We start from the raw sequence: 15,652 nt of genomic DNA, 5'->3' as shown, positions 1-15,652 counted from the left end.
AAGTAAATAACAAGATAATTATTTCTTCAACTCCCTCAACTTTTCAAATATCTCCTTCTCATCATCAGCTAAGTTCTTGGGCACTTGCAACACCATGCGCACATACGCATCACCACGCATATCGGCCTTCCCAAAAACAGGCATGCCCATACCTTTTAAACGAAAGGTTTTATGGCTATCCGTTCCGGCTGGAATGGGCATCATTACCGCTTTATCAATACTTTGTACTGATATCTTTCCACCTAATATAGCTGTGTATATATCCAGGGGTTGGTCAAAGTACAGGTCATTGCCTTTAACTTCATAGCGTGGGTTTGGCGCAAGCTGAATTGTAATGAGCAGGTCGCCCGCCTCGCCGCCCGTATAGCTTGGGCTGCCTTTGCCTTTCAAACGCAATATCTGCCCGTTGGTAGTACCGGGTTTAAATTTAAGGTTCAGTTTTTCGCCGTTAATGGTAAGTGTTTTTGCAACACCGTGGAAAGATTCATCCAGCGTAAGGGTAATGGTGCCTTCCTGGTCTTGCCCCTTTTGCTGGCGCGGCGCGCGCTGTCTTGCCCCGCCAAAACCGGCCCCGCTCCCAAATATCGATTCAAAGAAGCTTGAAAACTGCCCGCCATCACCATAAAAGCTGCTGGTATCAAAACCACCACCACCGCGGCCGCCGCCATAACCACCCTGCTGCTCATATTGTTTCCAATTAGCGCCAAGCTCATCGTACTTTTTGCGTTTTTCGGCATCGCCTAATACCTCGTTAGCCTCGTTGGCCTCTTTAAATTTATCTTCGGCTACTTTATCGCCGGGATTTTTATCCGGATGGTATTTTACGGCAAGCTTGCGGTATGCCTTTTTTATCTCATCGGCAGTAGCATCCTTTTTAACACCTAATATTTTATAATAATCTTTATAGTCCACGGTAGTTCAAAATTATATCACATCAAATTTACACTATTTAGCACACTTGCGTACAGTAGGTAACAATTTGACGATAAAAAGGTGTGTGCATAATTTTTAGGACAAAAGCTTAAACAAAAATTATATTTCGTGGTTATTTCTCTAATTCTTATTTTTCGGTTATCGTAATAAGAGAATAACTATTGTTTAAATGTATGAGTAAAGAATCAAAAAAAGTTTTAGCCAATCACGTTTTACTTCCTAAAACGCCTACAGGCATTACCGGACTCGATCAGATTACCGGCGGTGGCATCCCCAAGGGGCGCCCCACCCTGATTTGTGGCGATGCAGGCTGCGGTAAAACCTTAATTTCGCTCGAATTTATTGTCCGTGGCGCTATGGAGTTTAACGAGCCCGGCGTTTTTATGGCATTTGAAGAAAAAGCCGAAGAGCTGGAAATGAACGTAGCTTCGTTAGGCTTTGATTTGAAAAAACTACAGGACGAAAAAAAGATCCGCCTTGACCATGTGCATATCGAGCGCAGCGAAATAGAAGAAACCGGCGAATATGATCTTGACGGCCTGTTTATCCGTTTGGGATACGCTATTGACAGCATTGGCGCAAAACGTGTTGTATTGGATACCATAGAAAACCTTTTTTCGGGATTAGCTAATCAAACTATATTACGTGCCGAATTACGCAGGCTTTTCCATTGGTTAAAAGAAAAAGGTGTTACCGCCATTATTACCGGTGAGCGTGGTGACGGCAAATTAACCCGCCAGGGCCTGGAAGAGTATGTATCTGATTGTGTGATACTGCTTGACCATCGCATCATCAACCAAATATCAACCCGCCGCCTGCGTGTTGTAAAATATCGCGGAAGCATTCATGGAACAAACGAATATCCTTTCCTTATAGATCAGGAAGGCATTTCGGTATTGCCGGTAACCAGTTTATTTCTGGATAAAGAAGTATCAGAAAAGCGCATACCATCGGGTATTACAGCACTCGATCAAATGATGGGTGGCAAAGGCTTTTATCGTGGCAGCAGCGTGTTGGTGTCGGGTACGGCGGGTACAGGTAAAACCAGTATAGCTGCCTATTTTGCCAGCGAAGCTTGCAGTCGCGGTGAGCGCTGTTTATACTTCGCTTTCGAGGAATCGCCAAGGCAGATCATCAGGAACATGACATCTATAAACCTGGACCTGCAACCTTATGTTGATAAAGGCTTATTAGAGTTTCATGCCGCAAGGCCCACTATGTATGGTTTGGAAATGCATTTGGTGAACATTTATAAATCTATCAAAAAATTCAAACCATCTGTAGTAATTCTCGACCCTATTACCAACCTTGTTACTGTTGGCTCAGTTAGCGAAGTAAAAGGAATGCTGATACGCCTGATAGATTTTTTACAGGAAGAGCAGATCACGGTAATGTTTACCGCCTTAACATTAAATACAGCCGTTACCGAGCAAACCGACGAAGGTGTATCATCTTTAGTTGATGCCTGGCTGCTGGTGCGCGATATTGAATATAACGGCGAGCGCAACCGCGGCATGTATATCATGAAATCGCGAGGGATGAAGCACTCAAACCAGGTGCGTGAGTTTGTGATCACCGATAACGGGCTTGACCTTGTAGATGTGTACTTAGGCCCTGATGGTGTATTAACCGGTTCTGCACGCGAGGCGGAGATATTGAAGGAACAAACCAGTAAGGTAATAAAAACCAATGCGGTATCACGCAAAGACAGGGAAATAAGCCGTAAACGCAAAGTGTTGGAAGCTAAAATTGCAAGCCTGCAAACCGAATTTGAATCTGTTGAAGAAGAATTGAACAAGGTGTATATTGAGGAACAACTGAAAGACGAAATTATGGCTAAAACACTGTCGGAAATAACTAATATCCGGCGTAGCAAAGCAGAGGAACAGGAAACTCAAATAAGGAAGAAAAAATAATGGGTGAAGAAAAAGAACCAAAGACCTGGGAGCTGCGGTTATACGTTGCCGGGAAAACACAAAAATCTGTTGATGCCTTAAACAACCTGAAAAAGTATTGTGAAGAGCATTTACAGGGCCAGTACAGGATTGAAGTGATAGACCTGTTGGTAAACCCGCAATTAGCCGAGGGCGACCAGATACTGGCCATCCCTACGCTGGTGCGCAAGTTTCCGGAACCTATACGTAAAATAATAGGCGACCTATCAAACGAAGAAAAAGTATTAGTAGGCCTTAACATCAGACCTGCATAAACGAATTAAATGAGCGAGCAATATATAGTTCCTGGTGATAATGATGATTACATCGATAAAAACAAAGCGATGTATTCCCTTCGGCTTTTTGTTACAGGGGCATCCCCAAATTCGATACGCGCTATTGCCAACACAAAAAAGATGTGCGAAGATCATCTGAATGGCCGCTATGAGCTCGAGATAATTGACATATACCAGCAGCCGGAAATGGCGGAACTGGAGCAGTTACTGGCCGTACCCATGCTGATGCGGAGATTGCCCTTACCCGAGCGCAGGCTAATAGGCGACATGTCGGATTTAAATAAAGTGTTAACAGGTTTAGAAATAAAGGCGTAGTTTAAATATGGACGCACAAAAACCATACGAGCAATTGTTAGCCGAGAACAGGGAACTGCAATACCAACTTGCCGAGGCTAAAGATACCATTGATGCTATACGCAATGGCCAGGTTGACGCGCTTGTTGTAAAGGGAAAAAAAGGGCACCAGTTGTTCACCTTAAAAAACGCCGACCAAACCTATCGCGTATTTATCGAAAAAATGGCCGAAGGTGCTGTTACAATTAACCGCGAGGGTATTATCCTATACAGTAACTCCCGTTTTGCTAAATTAATAGGTATACCCCTCGAAAAAGTGATAGGCGAAAGTTTTGCACTGTTTGTTGATGATAGTAATAGCAAAGAATACGAAAAACTGGTGCGTAACGGATGGAAAGAGGATTGCAAAGGCGAGATCATGTTTTCAGATACCGTAACCAACAAGCCAATACCCTGCCTCCTGTCCTGTAATATCCTCGAACTTGATGAAGGGTTGGCATTGAGCATCATCATTACCGACCTGACAAGTCAGCGTGAAATCCAAAGCCAGCTTAAATTAAAAAACGAGCAGTTAGAAGAAGCCCGCTCCATTACCGAAAAGCTGAATGATGAATTAGAAGTATCGGTTAAAGAGCGTACACTTGAACTTTTTGATAGCCGCGAGCACTTTAAAAGCCTGGCCGACAACGTTCCGCAGATGATATGGACAAGCCTGCCTGATGGTACCGTTAATTTTAGGAGCCGGCAATGGTATGAATTTACCGGGCTTGATGTGAGCGAACCACTCGAGAATATAAGAGGGCTTATTTCTCATCCTGAGGATATAGAAGAAAACAACAGAAGATTTACCGCTGCGCTCAAAACCAAACAACCCTTTATGATGGAAAGCAGGGTGAAAAGAAAAGATGGTACGTACCGCTGGCATTTAAACAGGGCAGTGCCTATGCGGAATGAGACTGGTGAGATAACCCTTTGGATAGGCACATCTACCGATATTGACGATCAAAAACGCGAGATGGAAAAGAAGGATGAGTTTATTGGCATTGCAAGCCATGAGTTAAAAACGCCATTAACAAGCCTTAAAGGATACTTACAACTCATTTCGGGTTACAAAAAAGAACCTCTGCCCGCCCCTGTTAAAATGTTTGTAAATAAAGCTAACGAGGCCTTAGGTAAACTGCAATACCTGGTTAACGATTTGCTTGATGTAAGTAAGATAAACGCAGGTAAGCTGCAATACCAAATGCTGGTGATCGATCTGGCGGAACTGGTAGAAAGCTGTATAAATAACGCCCGCCATATTTATCCTAAATATGACATTAAAAACGAGGGAGGTGCAAAAATGCTCGTAATGGGTAATATGGAACGGCTTGAGCAGGTAATGATGAACCTGGTCAGCAATTCTGTTAAATACTCAAAAGAAAACAAACAGATCATCATCAGTACAACAACATCAGGTAATATGGCAAAGGTTGTAGTTACCGATTTTGGCATAGGCCTCTCAGAAAGCCAGCAAAACAAAATATTTGAAAGGTTTTATCGTGTTGAAGATAAAAAATTTATGAGCAGCGGCCTTGGCATGGGCCTTTATATTTGTGCAGAAATAATTAAAGACCATAACGGCATTATTGGTGTTAACAGTGAGCTTGGTAAAGGTGCATCTTTTTATTTCGAATTGCCTTTGGTTTAGATAAAAGTTTTTACCTTTAGGTTATAATTGTCAAACCTACAATTTTTATGAGAACCAAATTCACGCCTGCACTTATCGTGCTTTCATTATTCAATTTTGCTGTAATAGCGCAAAACAATCCGCCCATTGTATTAAAAATAGACGCTGCTAAAGCTAAGGCCAAAGTAAGCCCCACGCTGTACGGTATTATGACAGAAGAGATCAACCACTCTTACGATGGCGGCATTTATGCCGAATTGATACAAAACCGCATATTTAAAGATGATAATAAAGCACCGGCACATTGGAGTTTAATAGGTACAGCAGATTTAGGGTCTATATCGCTGGAAAACAACCAGCGCATTAATGATTCGTTAACCGTATGCCTTAAACTCAGCGCGGCCAATGCATCAAAAGGCAATCGCGTTGGTTTTGCAAACGATGGCTATTGGGGAATACCCATACGCCCAAAAACAACATACCATGCATCATTTTATGCAAAAGGCGATGCTTTGCCTTTTACCGTTAGTTTGGAAAGCAATGATGGTAAAGTACTGGCTACTGCTACCATTAAGCCACTCATCGATAAATGGAAACAATATAGCGTTACCTTAACTACCGGTGCAGATGTTGCACCATCGGCAAACAATAAATTAGTTATTGCCACACAGCAGCCGGGGGTGGCCTACTTTAATTTGGTTTCACTATTCCCTCCTACTTATAAAGATCGTAAAAATGGCAACCGTATTGATATTATGCAAAAGCTTGCCGATCTGCACCCTACATTTTTGCGTTGCCCCGGCGGTAATTATGTAGAGGGCAATACCATGGCTACCTATTATGACTGGAAGAAAACCATACACGATCTTTCGCTCCGCCCCGGGCACCCGGGTACCTGGAAATACCGCTCTACAGATGGTATGGGTATTTTAGAATACATGACATGGTGCGAAGACCTCAAGATACAACCTGTGCTGGCGGTATTTGCAGGGTATACCTTAAACAAAGAGTATGTTGACCCTGCAGGGCCACAGATGAAAAAATTTGTACAAGACGCGCTTGATGAAATAGAATACATCACCGGCGATGCTACTACAAAATGGGGTGCAGAGCGTGTACTCGACGGTCATCCCGCTCCATTTGCTTTAACTTATGTTGAAATTGGGAATGAGGATTTTTTTGATAAATCTGGCAGTTATGATGGCCGCTACGCACAAATGCACGATGCCATAAAAGCTAAATATCCAAAACTACAGTTAATAGCAACAACAAAAGTAACAAGCCGTGTGCCCGACCTGGTAGATGATCACTTTTATAAACTACCGCAAGAGTTTGAAAAAGATATACACCATTATGATAATGCGCCGCGCAACGGGCCAAAAATATTTGTAGGTGAATGGGCTGCGCGTATACCAAACCCCGTACCTACACCTAACATGGCCTGCGCACTTGGCGATGCTGCCTGGATGACAGGAATGGAGCGTAATACCGATCTGATATTGATGGCATCATACGCGCCGTTATTTGTAAACGTAAACCCCGGCGCTATGCAATGGCGCATTAACATGATAGGTTATGATGCCATGACAAGCTATGGCTCGCCATCGTACTATGCGCAGCAAATGTTCTATCAGAATATCGGGGATGTTGTACTTACTACCGAGATGAGCGGCATACCTGATGTGCCGTATATACCCGCGCCACCAAGGCGTGCCCCTGGCGATACCACAAAACCAAAACCTGTTGTACCGCAAACCATGCAATCGTTAAGTTACGTGGTAACCAAAGACACAAAAAAAGGTATTGTTTATTTAAAGGTGGTAAATATTATGGGTAGCCCACAAGCGGTACAAATTAACATTGATGGCGTTAGCGGTATTAATGCAAATGGTACGGCAATAACACTGGCGGGCAAACCCGAAGACACCAATACCATAACCGATCCCGAAAAAATAATACCCGTTAATACTACAATAAACGGCCTAAACAAAAATTTTAGTTATACATTTGCCGCTAATTCGGTCACTGTTTTACAGTTACATGTAAAAAACTAAAAAAATATATTTACCTGTTGCACGTATACGCGCAACAGGTAAATATGTAATTGATAAATGAAAAAAACATACTTCATTTTTTCTTTAATTATTTTGGCTGTATTTTTTTGTTTTACCTATTTAAAAAACAGAAAAAACGAAATACGCATATACCCCCTCAGTCCGTACACCGATAGCATTAAGTTTTTAAAAGATGAGGATGTAAGCCACGAACGGCGGAACGGTATACAGATACGCTTTTATGTTTTTGAGAACGCTGATTATACCCAAAAGTCAAAAGATAAAATGGATGCCTACATTGCAAAATACCTGCGTAAAGAGATAAAAGATCATCCTGCCATATACTTTACATTTTACAAGGAAACACCGTTTTTGGATAAAGATTCGCACCTTACTTTGTTTAGCCTCAACAAAGATCACCTGAAGGATAAGTTTGCCGAGTACGAATACATTAACGCGAAGTTATTTAACTTTGATTTTTATAAGGACGGCGAGTACTACATTCCACCACCCGAGGAAGACGATACCAATAATTAGTTTGGGGGTTGCAGCATAAAACTATAGTTTTGGATATTCATGAATACGGCTATCCTATCTATACAAAATATTACGGTGCGCAACCTTGATCAGGTTCTGTTTAAAAACTTAAACTTCCGGGTACAAAAAGGCAGGCACTGGGCTTTGGTTGGCGAAAGCGGCTCGGGTAAAAGCGCTTTACTGCAAACCATATCCGGCAAATTTAATGTTACCGGTGGTACAATATCACACCATTATTTTGATGAGCTCATTACTCAATACACTGTTGATGATGCAACCTTAACTTATCATAAACTGGTAGCGCTCGTATCACCAAAACATGGCTTCCGTAACCTGTCTAACACTACCGATTTTTACTACCAGCAGCGTTTTAACTCGATGGATTCGGAAGACGCCCCTACAGTAGCCGAATACCTCTCTTCCATAGTTCCGGCCATTAGCCATAATAAAGTTTGGGACAGAGAAACAACCATACAAAAACTCCGGCTTGAGTCTTTACTGCAAAAACAGCTCATCAAGTTATCAAACGGCGAAACAAAACGATTGCTAATTGCGGCGGCTTTATTAAAGCATCCGGCACTGTTACTGTTAGATAACCCACTGACGGGTCTTGATGTGCAAAGCAGAATTTGGTTTAACGATCTGCTGAAAGAGATAATCGATTCTGGCATTGCCCTTATCATTGCCACATCGCCAAATGAAGTACCCGATATCATTACCGATGTTGCCATATTGCACCAGGGCGAAATTACAGGAACTATTGACAGACAGAATTTTGAACCTGCAATGGTTAATATCCCCCAGGTAAAGCAAATTGATATGGCCGAACTTGAAAAACTGCTATCTGTAAAACCGTTTGATATTTACAATGATATTGTGAGCATGAGCGATGTAAACATCAGGTATGGCGATAACCAGGTATTGAGCCATGTTAACTGGCAGATAAAACAAGGAGAACATTGGGCATTGCTTGGCGCTAACGGTGCCGGAAAATCAACTTTACTGAGTTTAATAAACGGAGATAATCCGCAGGCCTATGCCAACAATATTATCCTTTTCGACCGTAAGCGCGGTACTGGCGAAAGCATTTGGGATATAAAAAGCAAAACCGGTTTTGTATCGCCCGAATTGCATCAATACTTCCCGACAGATAATTGTTGCTTACAGGTAATTGAATCGGGTTTTTATGATACGCTGGGCCTATTTAGGCAAACCGATACGCAAAAAGCAGCTATTGCCTTACGGTGGATGAAATTATTGGAACTTGATAAATATGCCAATAAGCCGCTAAAAAGCCTCTCAGCAAGTGCGCAACGTTTGTGCCTGCTGGCGAGGGCCTTGGTTAAAAACCCACCCCTATTAATTTTTGATGAGCCTTGCCAGGGATTGGACGCGCATCAGCAATTACACTTTAAACATGTGGTTGATGCCATTTGCAGCCTTGGTAAAACCACCCTGATTTACGTAACCCACTACCAGCACGAAATACCAGGCAGCGTTAACCTGGTGCTTAAATTGGATAAAGGGAAAGTAATTAATTAATTTTGATCGTATTTGAAAAGGTGTGCACGGTAGCCTACTTCGGGCTTGTAAAAGTCTTTAAAGCGCTTTTCAAATTTATCAAAACCGCCAAAAACCCGGCCAAAGGCATCCATAGTACTAACGCCTTGTTGCATTAATACCAGTGTACGCTGCAGGTAGTCTATATCAAAGTTTACAAGGAAATAAACAATATCATATGATACCGCATAAACATAAGGACGCTTGGTAACATCCATAAAATCACGGGGGTTATAATTAAAAAAGCTTTTCAAATTAAAAGTCCCATCATATATCATATCCTTCACCAAATTTATATTCCCAAGGTTTTTAGTATAATATACATCTCCGTTTTGAAGTACCAGGTTACTAAACAAGGTAGCAACGCCCTCATTTAACCACTGTGGTGAGTTATGGTAATTATTTTCTAATATACAATGACTGGTTTCGTGTATCAATACACTCATATATCTATCCGATTTATAAGTATATACTTTATTATAGAAAGGCGAATAAAAGCCATCTATAAAAGTTGAATTGCTAACCCGGCTTGGTAGGGAGTTGTATTCTTTTAGTTTGCCGTAAAACTCTACAGTTACTAAGCAGCTATCATTTTTTGTTGTGCCGAAAACAGTATTAAAAAATTTAGCTTCAAAGGCGGCCATCTTACCATAATAAGCGCGATCGTCTTTAGATAAGGAACTATTAATGGTATTGATTTTTAATACCTGGGCATTACTGTAAAAAGTTGCTATAAAAAAGCACAATACAATAAAGCCTGGCAACTTTAACCGCCTACTTATATTATCAATAGCGCCAGGCTTGGTCAAGGTTAAAATTTATATCTTAATGTAAGCGAAGTAGCAGAATAACTACCTTTCAAGTTACTTGAGGGCTTACTTCTATAGCCATCCAGGTAAAGCGTATTGGTCATATTAAATTGAAAGTTTGGGCACAGTTCTAATTTATCGGTTCCCCACACGCCCGGAAGGTCTATATATGTTCCCAAATTAAACGCATAAAAAGAGAATGTCCCTTTAAATTGCTTTCCGTTCTGGTTATCAGGATCATCATACACTGTAGTTGGCGATACGTCATTATTTATTGTGATTTTATTATCCGTTTTAATCTGGCCATAGCCCAATCCGATATATAATCTTTTAAGTGCATCCATAAAGCCATTTTTTGAGTTGAAATCAGTAATTAACCCCAGGCCAAATTTCATGTTCAAACTACCGGCCATATAGCTATCAGTAGCTGTTTGATAATAAAATTTACCGGTATTATCTTGCCCTATCAACTTTCCGGATTGCCCATTAATTCCAATACTGAAATACGGATTAAAAGCATAATCAACATCGCCAACAATAGTTAAACCAAACGGAAAACTGCTGTAATGTGTAAATAAGGTGGTAACACCCGGCCCTAAACCTACACGCAGGCCTTTTGTATTTTTACCATAGTAAAAATCAAGTTGTGCAAATGCCGATGACAAAAAAAGTAGTTGTGTACACGCAAAAATGCATAGCGCGGTAATAAATATTTTATACTTTGAATATTTGGCAGAGCTTATTTTCATAGACAACTAAACTTTAAAAACGTAATAATAGCAAAAAATTGTTACAACAAGTATATTTCTTTGCGCATTAAGTTTCAAAAAGTTCAAATAATTGCAATATTAATAACAATTTTACAAATTATTAACATATTGGCAATTTCAACAAAGGTATTTTACACATATAACACAATTGCCATACCTGTAAAACACCCTCATATATAAAGAATATTCCTATTGTTTAACTGGAGGCGCTTGCTGCCCTTGCCCGCCTGGCTGGCCAAATCCTCCCTGGGGTGGGCCAAATCCATTGGGTTTTGCCGCTGCACTATTGGGGTGTGCAGAACCGTGGTGGCAGGTCATACAATTAACGGCGGCCATCATATCGTCTTTATGCTCTTTGTCTTCCTTTTCAGGTTTAAAGTATTTTTTATTGATCTGCTCTGTCATCTTCATCATTTCGCGGGCCATTTCCTTTTCAGGCTTGGCATCGCTGGCCATATCCATTTTATTGGTTTCGGCATTGCGCGCATGGCAAAAATTACAACGTACACCTAAAGCATCGTTCCAGCTATGCATTACTTTTTCAAGGTCATCTTTGCTGATGTCTTTAGGTAATACTTTAAGGTTTTTAAATTTTTCATCCTGCTGTTCTTGCTGAGATGATTTCATTGCTGTAGCGGTAATAAAAACAACAACAGAGCTTAAGGATAAAGTAATAAGGAGTTTTTTATGTGATAGCATAGTTATATTTTCAGTTTGTAATGCTAAAGTAAAAAAACATTTCAAATATCGCAGAAGTGCCTTGTAACAAAAGCGAGATAAACAATTAACGCATTATTAAACCTCGCTTTTAAGTTGAGATATAAAAGCATTATAATTAACTAAATTAATTAGCAATTGATTTTATATATTTGTACAAAGCGTTTTACCGATGTATGCTATTGTTGATATAGAAACCACAGGGAGCCATGCCAGCGCGCATGGCATTACCGAAATTGCCATTGTTTTGCACGATGGCGAAAAGGTGACCGAACGCTTTGAAACGTTGCTTAATCCCTGTACCGATATACCCGTGTATATACAGGCTTTAACCGGAATCACTAACGATATGGTGTGCAATGCACCCCTGTTCGGTAATATAGCAGAGCATATTTATGATTTGCTAAAGGGCCGCATATTTATAGCACACAATGTAAATTTTGATTATTCCTTTATAAAGCACCATTTAATGGCTGCCGGATTTGATTTGCAATGCCCTAAATTATGCACCGTGCGCCTGGGCCGTAAAATATTCCCGGGCCTGCCCTCTTACAGCCTGGGTAAATTTTGCAGGCAAATGGGTATTGATAATAACGCCCGCCACCGTGCCATGGGCGATGCTTATGCCACAGCGCAATTGTTTAGCCTGATGCTCCAAAACGATAAGGATGGGCATATCCGGGAATCGCTTAAGCTTAAGGCAAAAGAAAACTCGCTGCCATCCAACCTGCCCAAACAAAATATTGATGCCCTGCCCGATGCACCGGGTGTATACTATTTTCATGATAACAAAGACAAGATCATTTACGTAGGTAAGGCAAAAAGCATTAAAAAGCGGGTAAACAGCCATTTTAAAAATAACCGTGCCGACCTGCAAAAGCAGGAGTTTTTAAAAAATATCCACAAAATAACACATCAATCCTGCGGTACCGAACTGTATGCCTTTATATTGGAAGCCGTTGAGATAAAGCGACTGTGGCCTAAATACAACCGTGCACAAAAGCACCATGAATACACGTACGGCCTTTACCAGTTTGAAGATCAGCGTGGTTACCTCAGGCTGGCTATTGATAAATGGCAAAAATACTCGCGCCCGCTGTACACCTGCAACTCTTTGCCCGAGGGTTATAACCTGCTCAATACATTGGTACAGGCGTTTGATCTGTGCCCTAAACTGTGCTTTATTTTACAGCACCATCAGGATTGCCCCCGTAATACCACCAAGCCCTGCGCCTGCCAGAATACAGAAACCATTAAACGATATAACGCCCGGGTAAATAAAGCTATTACGCATTTAAAAGAAGCCTTATCTACCTTTGCTATACGCGATAAAGGGCGTAGTGATGATGAAAACAGCTATATCCTTATTGAGAATGGCGAATTTTATGGTATGGGCTATATTAAACAGCATTTAGTTACCGATGGTATCGCATCCTTAAAACCACACCTTACCCCTTATCCCGGCAATGGTTATATTAAAAGCATGGTGGCCAACTATGCCGTAAATAACCCGGAGTGTAAAATAGACCTGGCATCGTGAACCGTGAATGGTTGATTGGGTTTATTAAGTGAGAGGTTTTTAGTTTATTGTGAATAGTTGTTGTTATAGTCTAATCTGATTAACTACTCAACCCAATCAACCATTTAACCTAATCAACTGCTTAACTTAATCAACTATCCTCCCTAATACTTTTTTTACAATCAATAATCACAAATTATTGCCAAATCTGTTAACTTCACAGAATTGCTTAATTTGTTATAATGCTGAAATATTTTTTTGTTTTCATTTTCGCTACCGGGGTTTCAGTAGCTACCGCTCAGGATACAAACCCCAATCTGAATATCATTCCTGCCCCTGTGTCTGTAAAAAAATCGCAAGGTACTTTTACCTTAAGCCGCGAAACTGTTTTACAGGCAGATACGCCTGCGAATAAGGCTGTAACATTTTTTGCCGATGCCATACAAAACGCATGGGGGCTGCATTACCAGGCAACAAAAACAGATACTGCGGTAAATAATAACGTGATCAGGCTAACATCTGCCGGGGCCGAATTATTACCTGCCGAGGGTTACCACATTAGCATTACACCGCAAAAAATAACAGTTAGCGGCAAAGGAGCCGGCTTGTTTTATGGCTTGCAAACTTTAATGCAGCTATTACCTGCCGAAAAAGCCGCCACTGCTAAACTGCCCTGTGTTGAAATTGACGATTACCCTCGCTTTGGCTACCGGGGCCTGCACCTTGACGTTGCGCGCCATTTTTTCGGGGTAGCTTTTGTTAAAAAGTATATCGACCTGATGGCTACTTACAAACTCAACACATTTCACTGGCACTTAACCGACGACCAGGGCTGGCGCATTGAAATAAAAAAATATCCGCTCTTAACACAAGTAGGCAGCAAACGCGCCCAAACCATGATAGGCAACTTCCACGATTTCGACCCGCCGCAATATGATAATACCCCCGTTGGCGGATACTATACCCAGGAAGAAATTAAAGATGTAATTAAATACGCCAACCAACGCTACATTACCATAATACCCGAAATTGAAATGCCGGGGCATAGTGTTGCAGCAATTACCGCTTACCCTGAATTGAGCTGCAATCCTAAAAAAACATATAAAGTGGCAGAATCATGGGGTGGCTTTGATGATGTATATTGCCCCACAGAATACACCTTTGGCTTTATGGAAGATGTGCTGACCGAGGTAATGGAGCTCTTCCCGAGTAAATATATCCATATTGGTGGTGATGAAGTATCAAAAGCGGCATGGAGGCAATCAGAATTTTGCCAAAAACTCATCAAAAAACTCAAGTTAAAAGACGAAGAAGGTCTGCAAAGCTATTTTATACAACGCATTGAAAAGTTTGTAAACAGTAAAGGGCGCAGCATTATTGGCTGGGATGAGATATTGCAAGGCGGCCTTGCCCCCAATGCAACCGTAATGAGCTGGCGTGGCGAAGCCGGTGGCATTGCAGCAGCAAGGCAACGCCATAATGTTATAATGACACCGGCCAGCGGCGCGCTGTATTTTGATCACGCTCAGGCTAAAGGTAACAATGAGCCATTAGGCATAGGGGGCTTTGCCCCGCTATCGAAAGTATATAACTATAACCCTGTGCCGGCATCGTTAACAGCCGACCAGCAAAAGTATATTTTAGGTGTACAGGCCAATATCTGGGCAGAATACATCAGCACCGAAGATAAAGTGGAGTATATGCTCCTGCCACGCCTGCTGGCATTATCAGAAATAGCGTGGACACCTATAGCTAATAAAAACTTAAATGATTTTAGCGAGGTTAGGTTACCCGTACATTTAAGTAAGATAGATGCCCTGGGCTATAACTATCGCGTGGCAACGCCATTTGGCATTACTGATACCATTATGACGGGTAATAAATTCAGCTTTAGCCTTAAAAGCCCCGTAACGAATGCCAAAATATACTATACTATTGATGGTTACCGCCCCCGCGAAACAGACCTGGAATACAAGGAGCCTATTATTATTACGGTGCCCGATAACGCCAGCCGCGAGTTGCAAACCATTGTTATTAGCCCATCGGGCAAACACAGCGCGGTTACACGTACCTACATGTATAACAAAGCCCCGCTGCCTGCCGTTCCATATACCGGTACAGCCGAAGGTTTGAAATATGTGGTGCACAGTGGCCTGTTTAATAATACCGAGCAGATTGATAACGGCCCTGTTATTGATACAGGGGCAATAAAGCATTTCGGAACGGCAGCTTTCAGAAGCAAAAGCCGCAACTTTGGTGTAATATATAACGGCTTTATACGTATTGATACTGATGGAAAGTACAGCTTTACAACACAATCGGCAGATGGTTCTGTTGTGTTGATAGACGATCAGCTTGTTGTTAACAACGAAGGTAAGCATAGCCTGTTTGAACAAGGTGGTGATATCGATCTGTTAAAAGGCTTTCATAAAATAACTGTGAAATACTTTTTTATAGGTGCGGCAAACTCGCTAAGGGTATATATAACGCCACCGGGCAAGCCTAAAACAGAATTACCATCTGATGTTATGTTTAATTAACGTGATTTTATAATTTTATA

13 protein-coding genes are annotated in these 15,652 nt (G+C 41.4%); 9 read left to right on the top strand and 4 right to left on the bottom strand.

Translation table 11 applies throughout. From position 1 onward, the window contains the following. Nucleotides 1-18 precede the first annotated feature (18 nt). A complete protein-coding gene (locus KXQ82_RS06440; protein WP_219487331.1) occupies nucleotides 19-912 on the bottom strand; it encodes a DnaJ C-terminal domain-containing protein in 894 nt (297 codons plus the stop codon). Between the two features lie 194 nt (nucleotides 913-1,106). On the opposite strand from KXQ82_RS06440, the gene kaiC reads away from it, so the two are divergent. Genes kaiC through KXQ82_RS06405 form a run of 7 tightly spaced genes read left to right on the top strand, consistent with a single transcriptional unit; the run spans nucleotide 1,107 to nucleotide 9,259 of the window. After that, entirely contained in the window at nucleotides 1,107-2,849 is a 1,743-nt protein-coding gene (kaiC, locus tag KXQ82_RS06435; protein ID WP_219487330.1) for a circadian clock protein KaiC, read from the top strand. Then, complete coding sequence (locus KXQ82_RS06430; RefSeq protein ID WP_219487329.1) at nucleotides 2,849-3,142, top strand: circadian clock KaiB family protein; 294 nt, start codon at nucleotides 2,849-2,851, stop codon at nucleotides 3,140-3,142. The genes kaiC and KXQ82_RS06430 overlap by 1 nt, the downstream gene beginning before the upstream one ends. Before the next feature lie 9 nt (nucleotides 3,143-3,151). Then, on the top strand, nucleotides 3,152-3,478 hold the full coding sequence (locus KXQ82_RS06425) for a circadian clock KaiB family protein (RefSeq protein WP_219487328.1): 327 nt from the start codon (nucleotides 3,152-3,154) through the stop codon (nucleotides 3,476-3,478). A 7-nt stretch (nucleotides 3,479-3,485) separates the two neighbouring features. Then, nucleotides 3,486-5,147, top strand: coding sequence for a PAS domain-containing sensor histidine kinase (locus tag KXQ82_RS06420; protein WP_219487327.1), 1,662 nt, complete (start codon nucleotides 3,486-3,488; stop codon nucleotides 5,145-5,147). A 47-nt stretch (nucleotides 5,148-5,194) separates the two neighbouring features. Further along, a complete protein-coding gene (locus KXQ82_RS06415; RefSeq protein ID WP_219487326.1) occupies nucleotides 5,195-7,180 on the top strand; it encodes an alpha-L-arabinofuranosidase family protein in 1,986 nt (661 codons plus the stop codon). Nucleotides 7,181-7,237: 57 nt separating this feature from the next. Further along, nucleotides 7,238-7,717: a hypothetical protein gene (locus KXQ82_RS06410; RefSeq protein ID WP_219487325.1), complete on the top strand. Its 480-nt coding sequence runs from the start codon at nucleotides 7,238-7,240 to the stop codon at nucleotides 7,715-7,717. A gap of 39 nt (nucleotides 7,718-7,756) precedes the next feature. Continuing rightward, nucleotides 7,757-9,259, top strand: a complete 1,503-nt coding sequence (locus tag KXQ82_RS06405) for an ATP-binding cassette domain-containing protein (RefSeq protein WP_219487324.1) — start codon at nucleotides 7,757-7,759, stop codon at nucleotides 9,257-9,259. Here KXQ82_RS06405 and KXQ82_RS06400 read toward each other — a convergent pair. The 3 genes from KXQ82_RS06400 to KXQ82_RS06390 all read right to left on the bottom strand — a co-directional run bounded on the left by KXQ82_RS06400 (nucleotide 9,256) and on the right by KXQ82_RS06390 (nucleotide 11,555). Further along, entirely contained in the window at nucleotides 9,256-10,086 is an 831-nt protein-coding gene (locus tag KXQ82_RS06400) for a gluzincin family metallopeptidase (protein ID WP_219487323.1), read from the bottom strand. The genes KXQ82_RS06405 and KXQ82_RS06400 overlap by 4 nt on opposite strands. Before the next feature lie 2 nt (nucleotides 10,087-10,088). Then, nucleotides 10,089-10,751 (bottom strand): hypothetical protein, encoded by a 663-nt coding sequence (locus KXQ82_RS06395; RefSeq protein ID WP_219487322.1) that lies wholly within the window; start codon nucleotides 10,749-10,751, stop codon nucleotides 10,089-10,091. A gap of 294 nt (nucleotides 10,752-11,045) precedes the next feature. Continuing rightward, nucleotides 11,046-11,555 carry a c-type cytochrome gene (locus KXQ82_RS06390; RefSeq protein WP_219487321.1) on the bottom strand — a complete coding sequence of 170 codons (510 nt, stop codon included), beginning with the start codon at nucleotides 11,553-11,555 and terminating at the stop codon, nucleotides 11,046-11,048. Nucleotides 11,556-11,745: 190 nt separating this feature from the next. On the opposite strand from KXQ82_RS06390, the gene KXQ82_RS06385 reads away from it, so the two are divergent. Together KXQ82_RS06385 and KXQ82_RS06380 are read left to right on the top strand one after the other, a co-directional pair. Next, a complete protein-coding gene (locus KXQ82_RS06385; protein ID WP_219487320.1) occupies nucleotides 11,746-13,113 on the top strand; it encodes an exonuclease domain-containing protein in 1,368 nt (455 codons plus the stop codon). 221 nt (nucleotides 13,114-13,334) lie between these two features. After that, complete coding sequence (locus KXQ82_RS06380) at nucleotides 13,335-15,632, top strand: family 20 glycosylhydrolase (protein WP_219487319.1); 2,298 nt, start codon at nucleotides 13,335-13,337, stop codon at nucleotides 15,630-15,632. The last annotated feature ends 20 nt before the right edge of the window (nucleotides 15,633-15,652 follow it).

Source organism: Mucilaginibacter rivuli, from assembly GCF_019391655.1.
GTDB lineage: Bacteria > Bacteroidota > Bacteroidia > Sphingobacteriales > Sphingobacteriaceae > Mucilaginibacter > Mucilaginibacter rivuli.
This window is presented reverse-complemented; position numbering and strand designations above follow the sequence as displayed.

Bases quoted from the DNA above. Each gene is read 5' to 3' on its own strand.
- kaiC (WP_219487330.1), top strand. From the start codon at position 1,107: ATGAGTAAAGAATCAAAAAAAGTTTTAGCCAATCACGTTTTACTTCCT.
- KXQ82_RS06430 (WP_219487329.1), top strand. From the start codon at position 2,849: ATGGGTGAAGAAAAAGAACCAAAGACCTGGGAGCTGCGGTTATACGTT.
- KXQ82_RS06425 (WP_219487328.1), top strand. From the start codon at position 3,152: ATGAGCGAGCAATATATAGTTCCTGGTGATAATGATGATTACATCGAT.
- KXQ82_RS06420 (WP_219487327.1), top strand. From the start codon at position 3,486: ATGGACGCACAAAAACCATACGAGCAATTGTTAGCCGAGAACAGGGAA.
- KXQ82_RS06415 (WP_219487326.1), top strand. From the start codon at position 5,195: ATGAGAACCAAATTCACGCCTGCACTTATCGTGCTTTCATTATTCAAT.
- KXQ82_RS06410 (WP_219487325.1), top strand. From the start codon at position 7,238: ATGAAAAAAACATACTTCATTTTTTCTTTAATTATTTTGGCTGTATTT.
- KXQ82_RS06405 (WP_219487324.1), top strand. From the start codon at position 7,757: ATGAATACGGCTATCCTATCTATACAAAATATTACGGTGCGCAACCTT.
- KXQ82_RS06390 (WP_219487321.1), bottom strand. From the start codon at position 11,555: ATGCTATCACATAAAAAACTCCTTATTACTTTATCCTTAAGCTCTGTT.
- KXQ82_RS06385 (WP_219487320.1), top strand. From the start codon at position 11,746: ATGTATGCTATTGTTGATATAGAAACCACAGGGAGCCATGCCAGCGCG.
- KXQ82_RS06380 (WP_219487319.1), top strand. From the start codon at position 13,335: ATGCTGAAATATTTTTTTGTTTTCATTTTCGCTACCGGGGTTTCAGTA.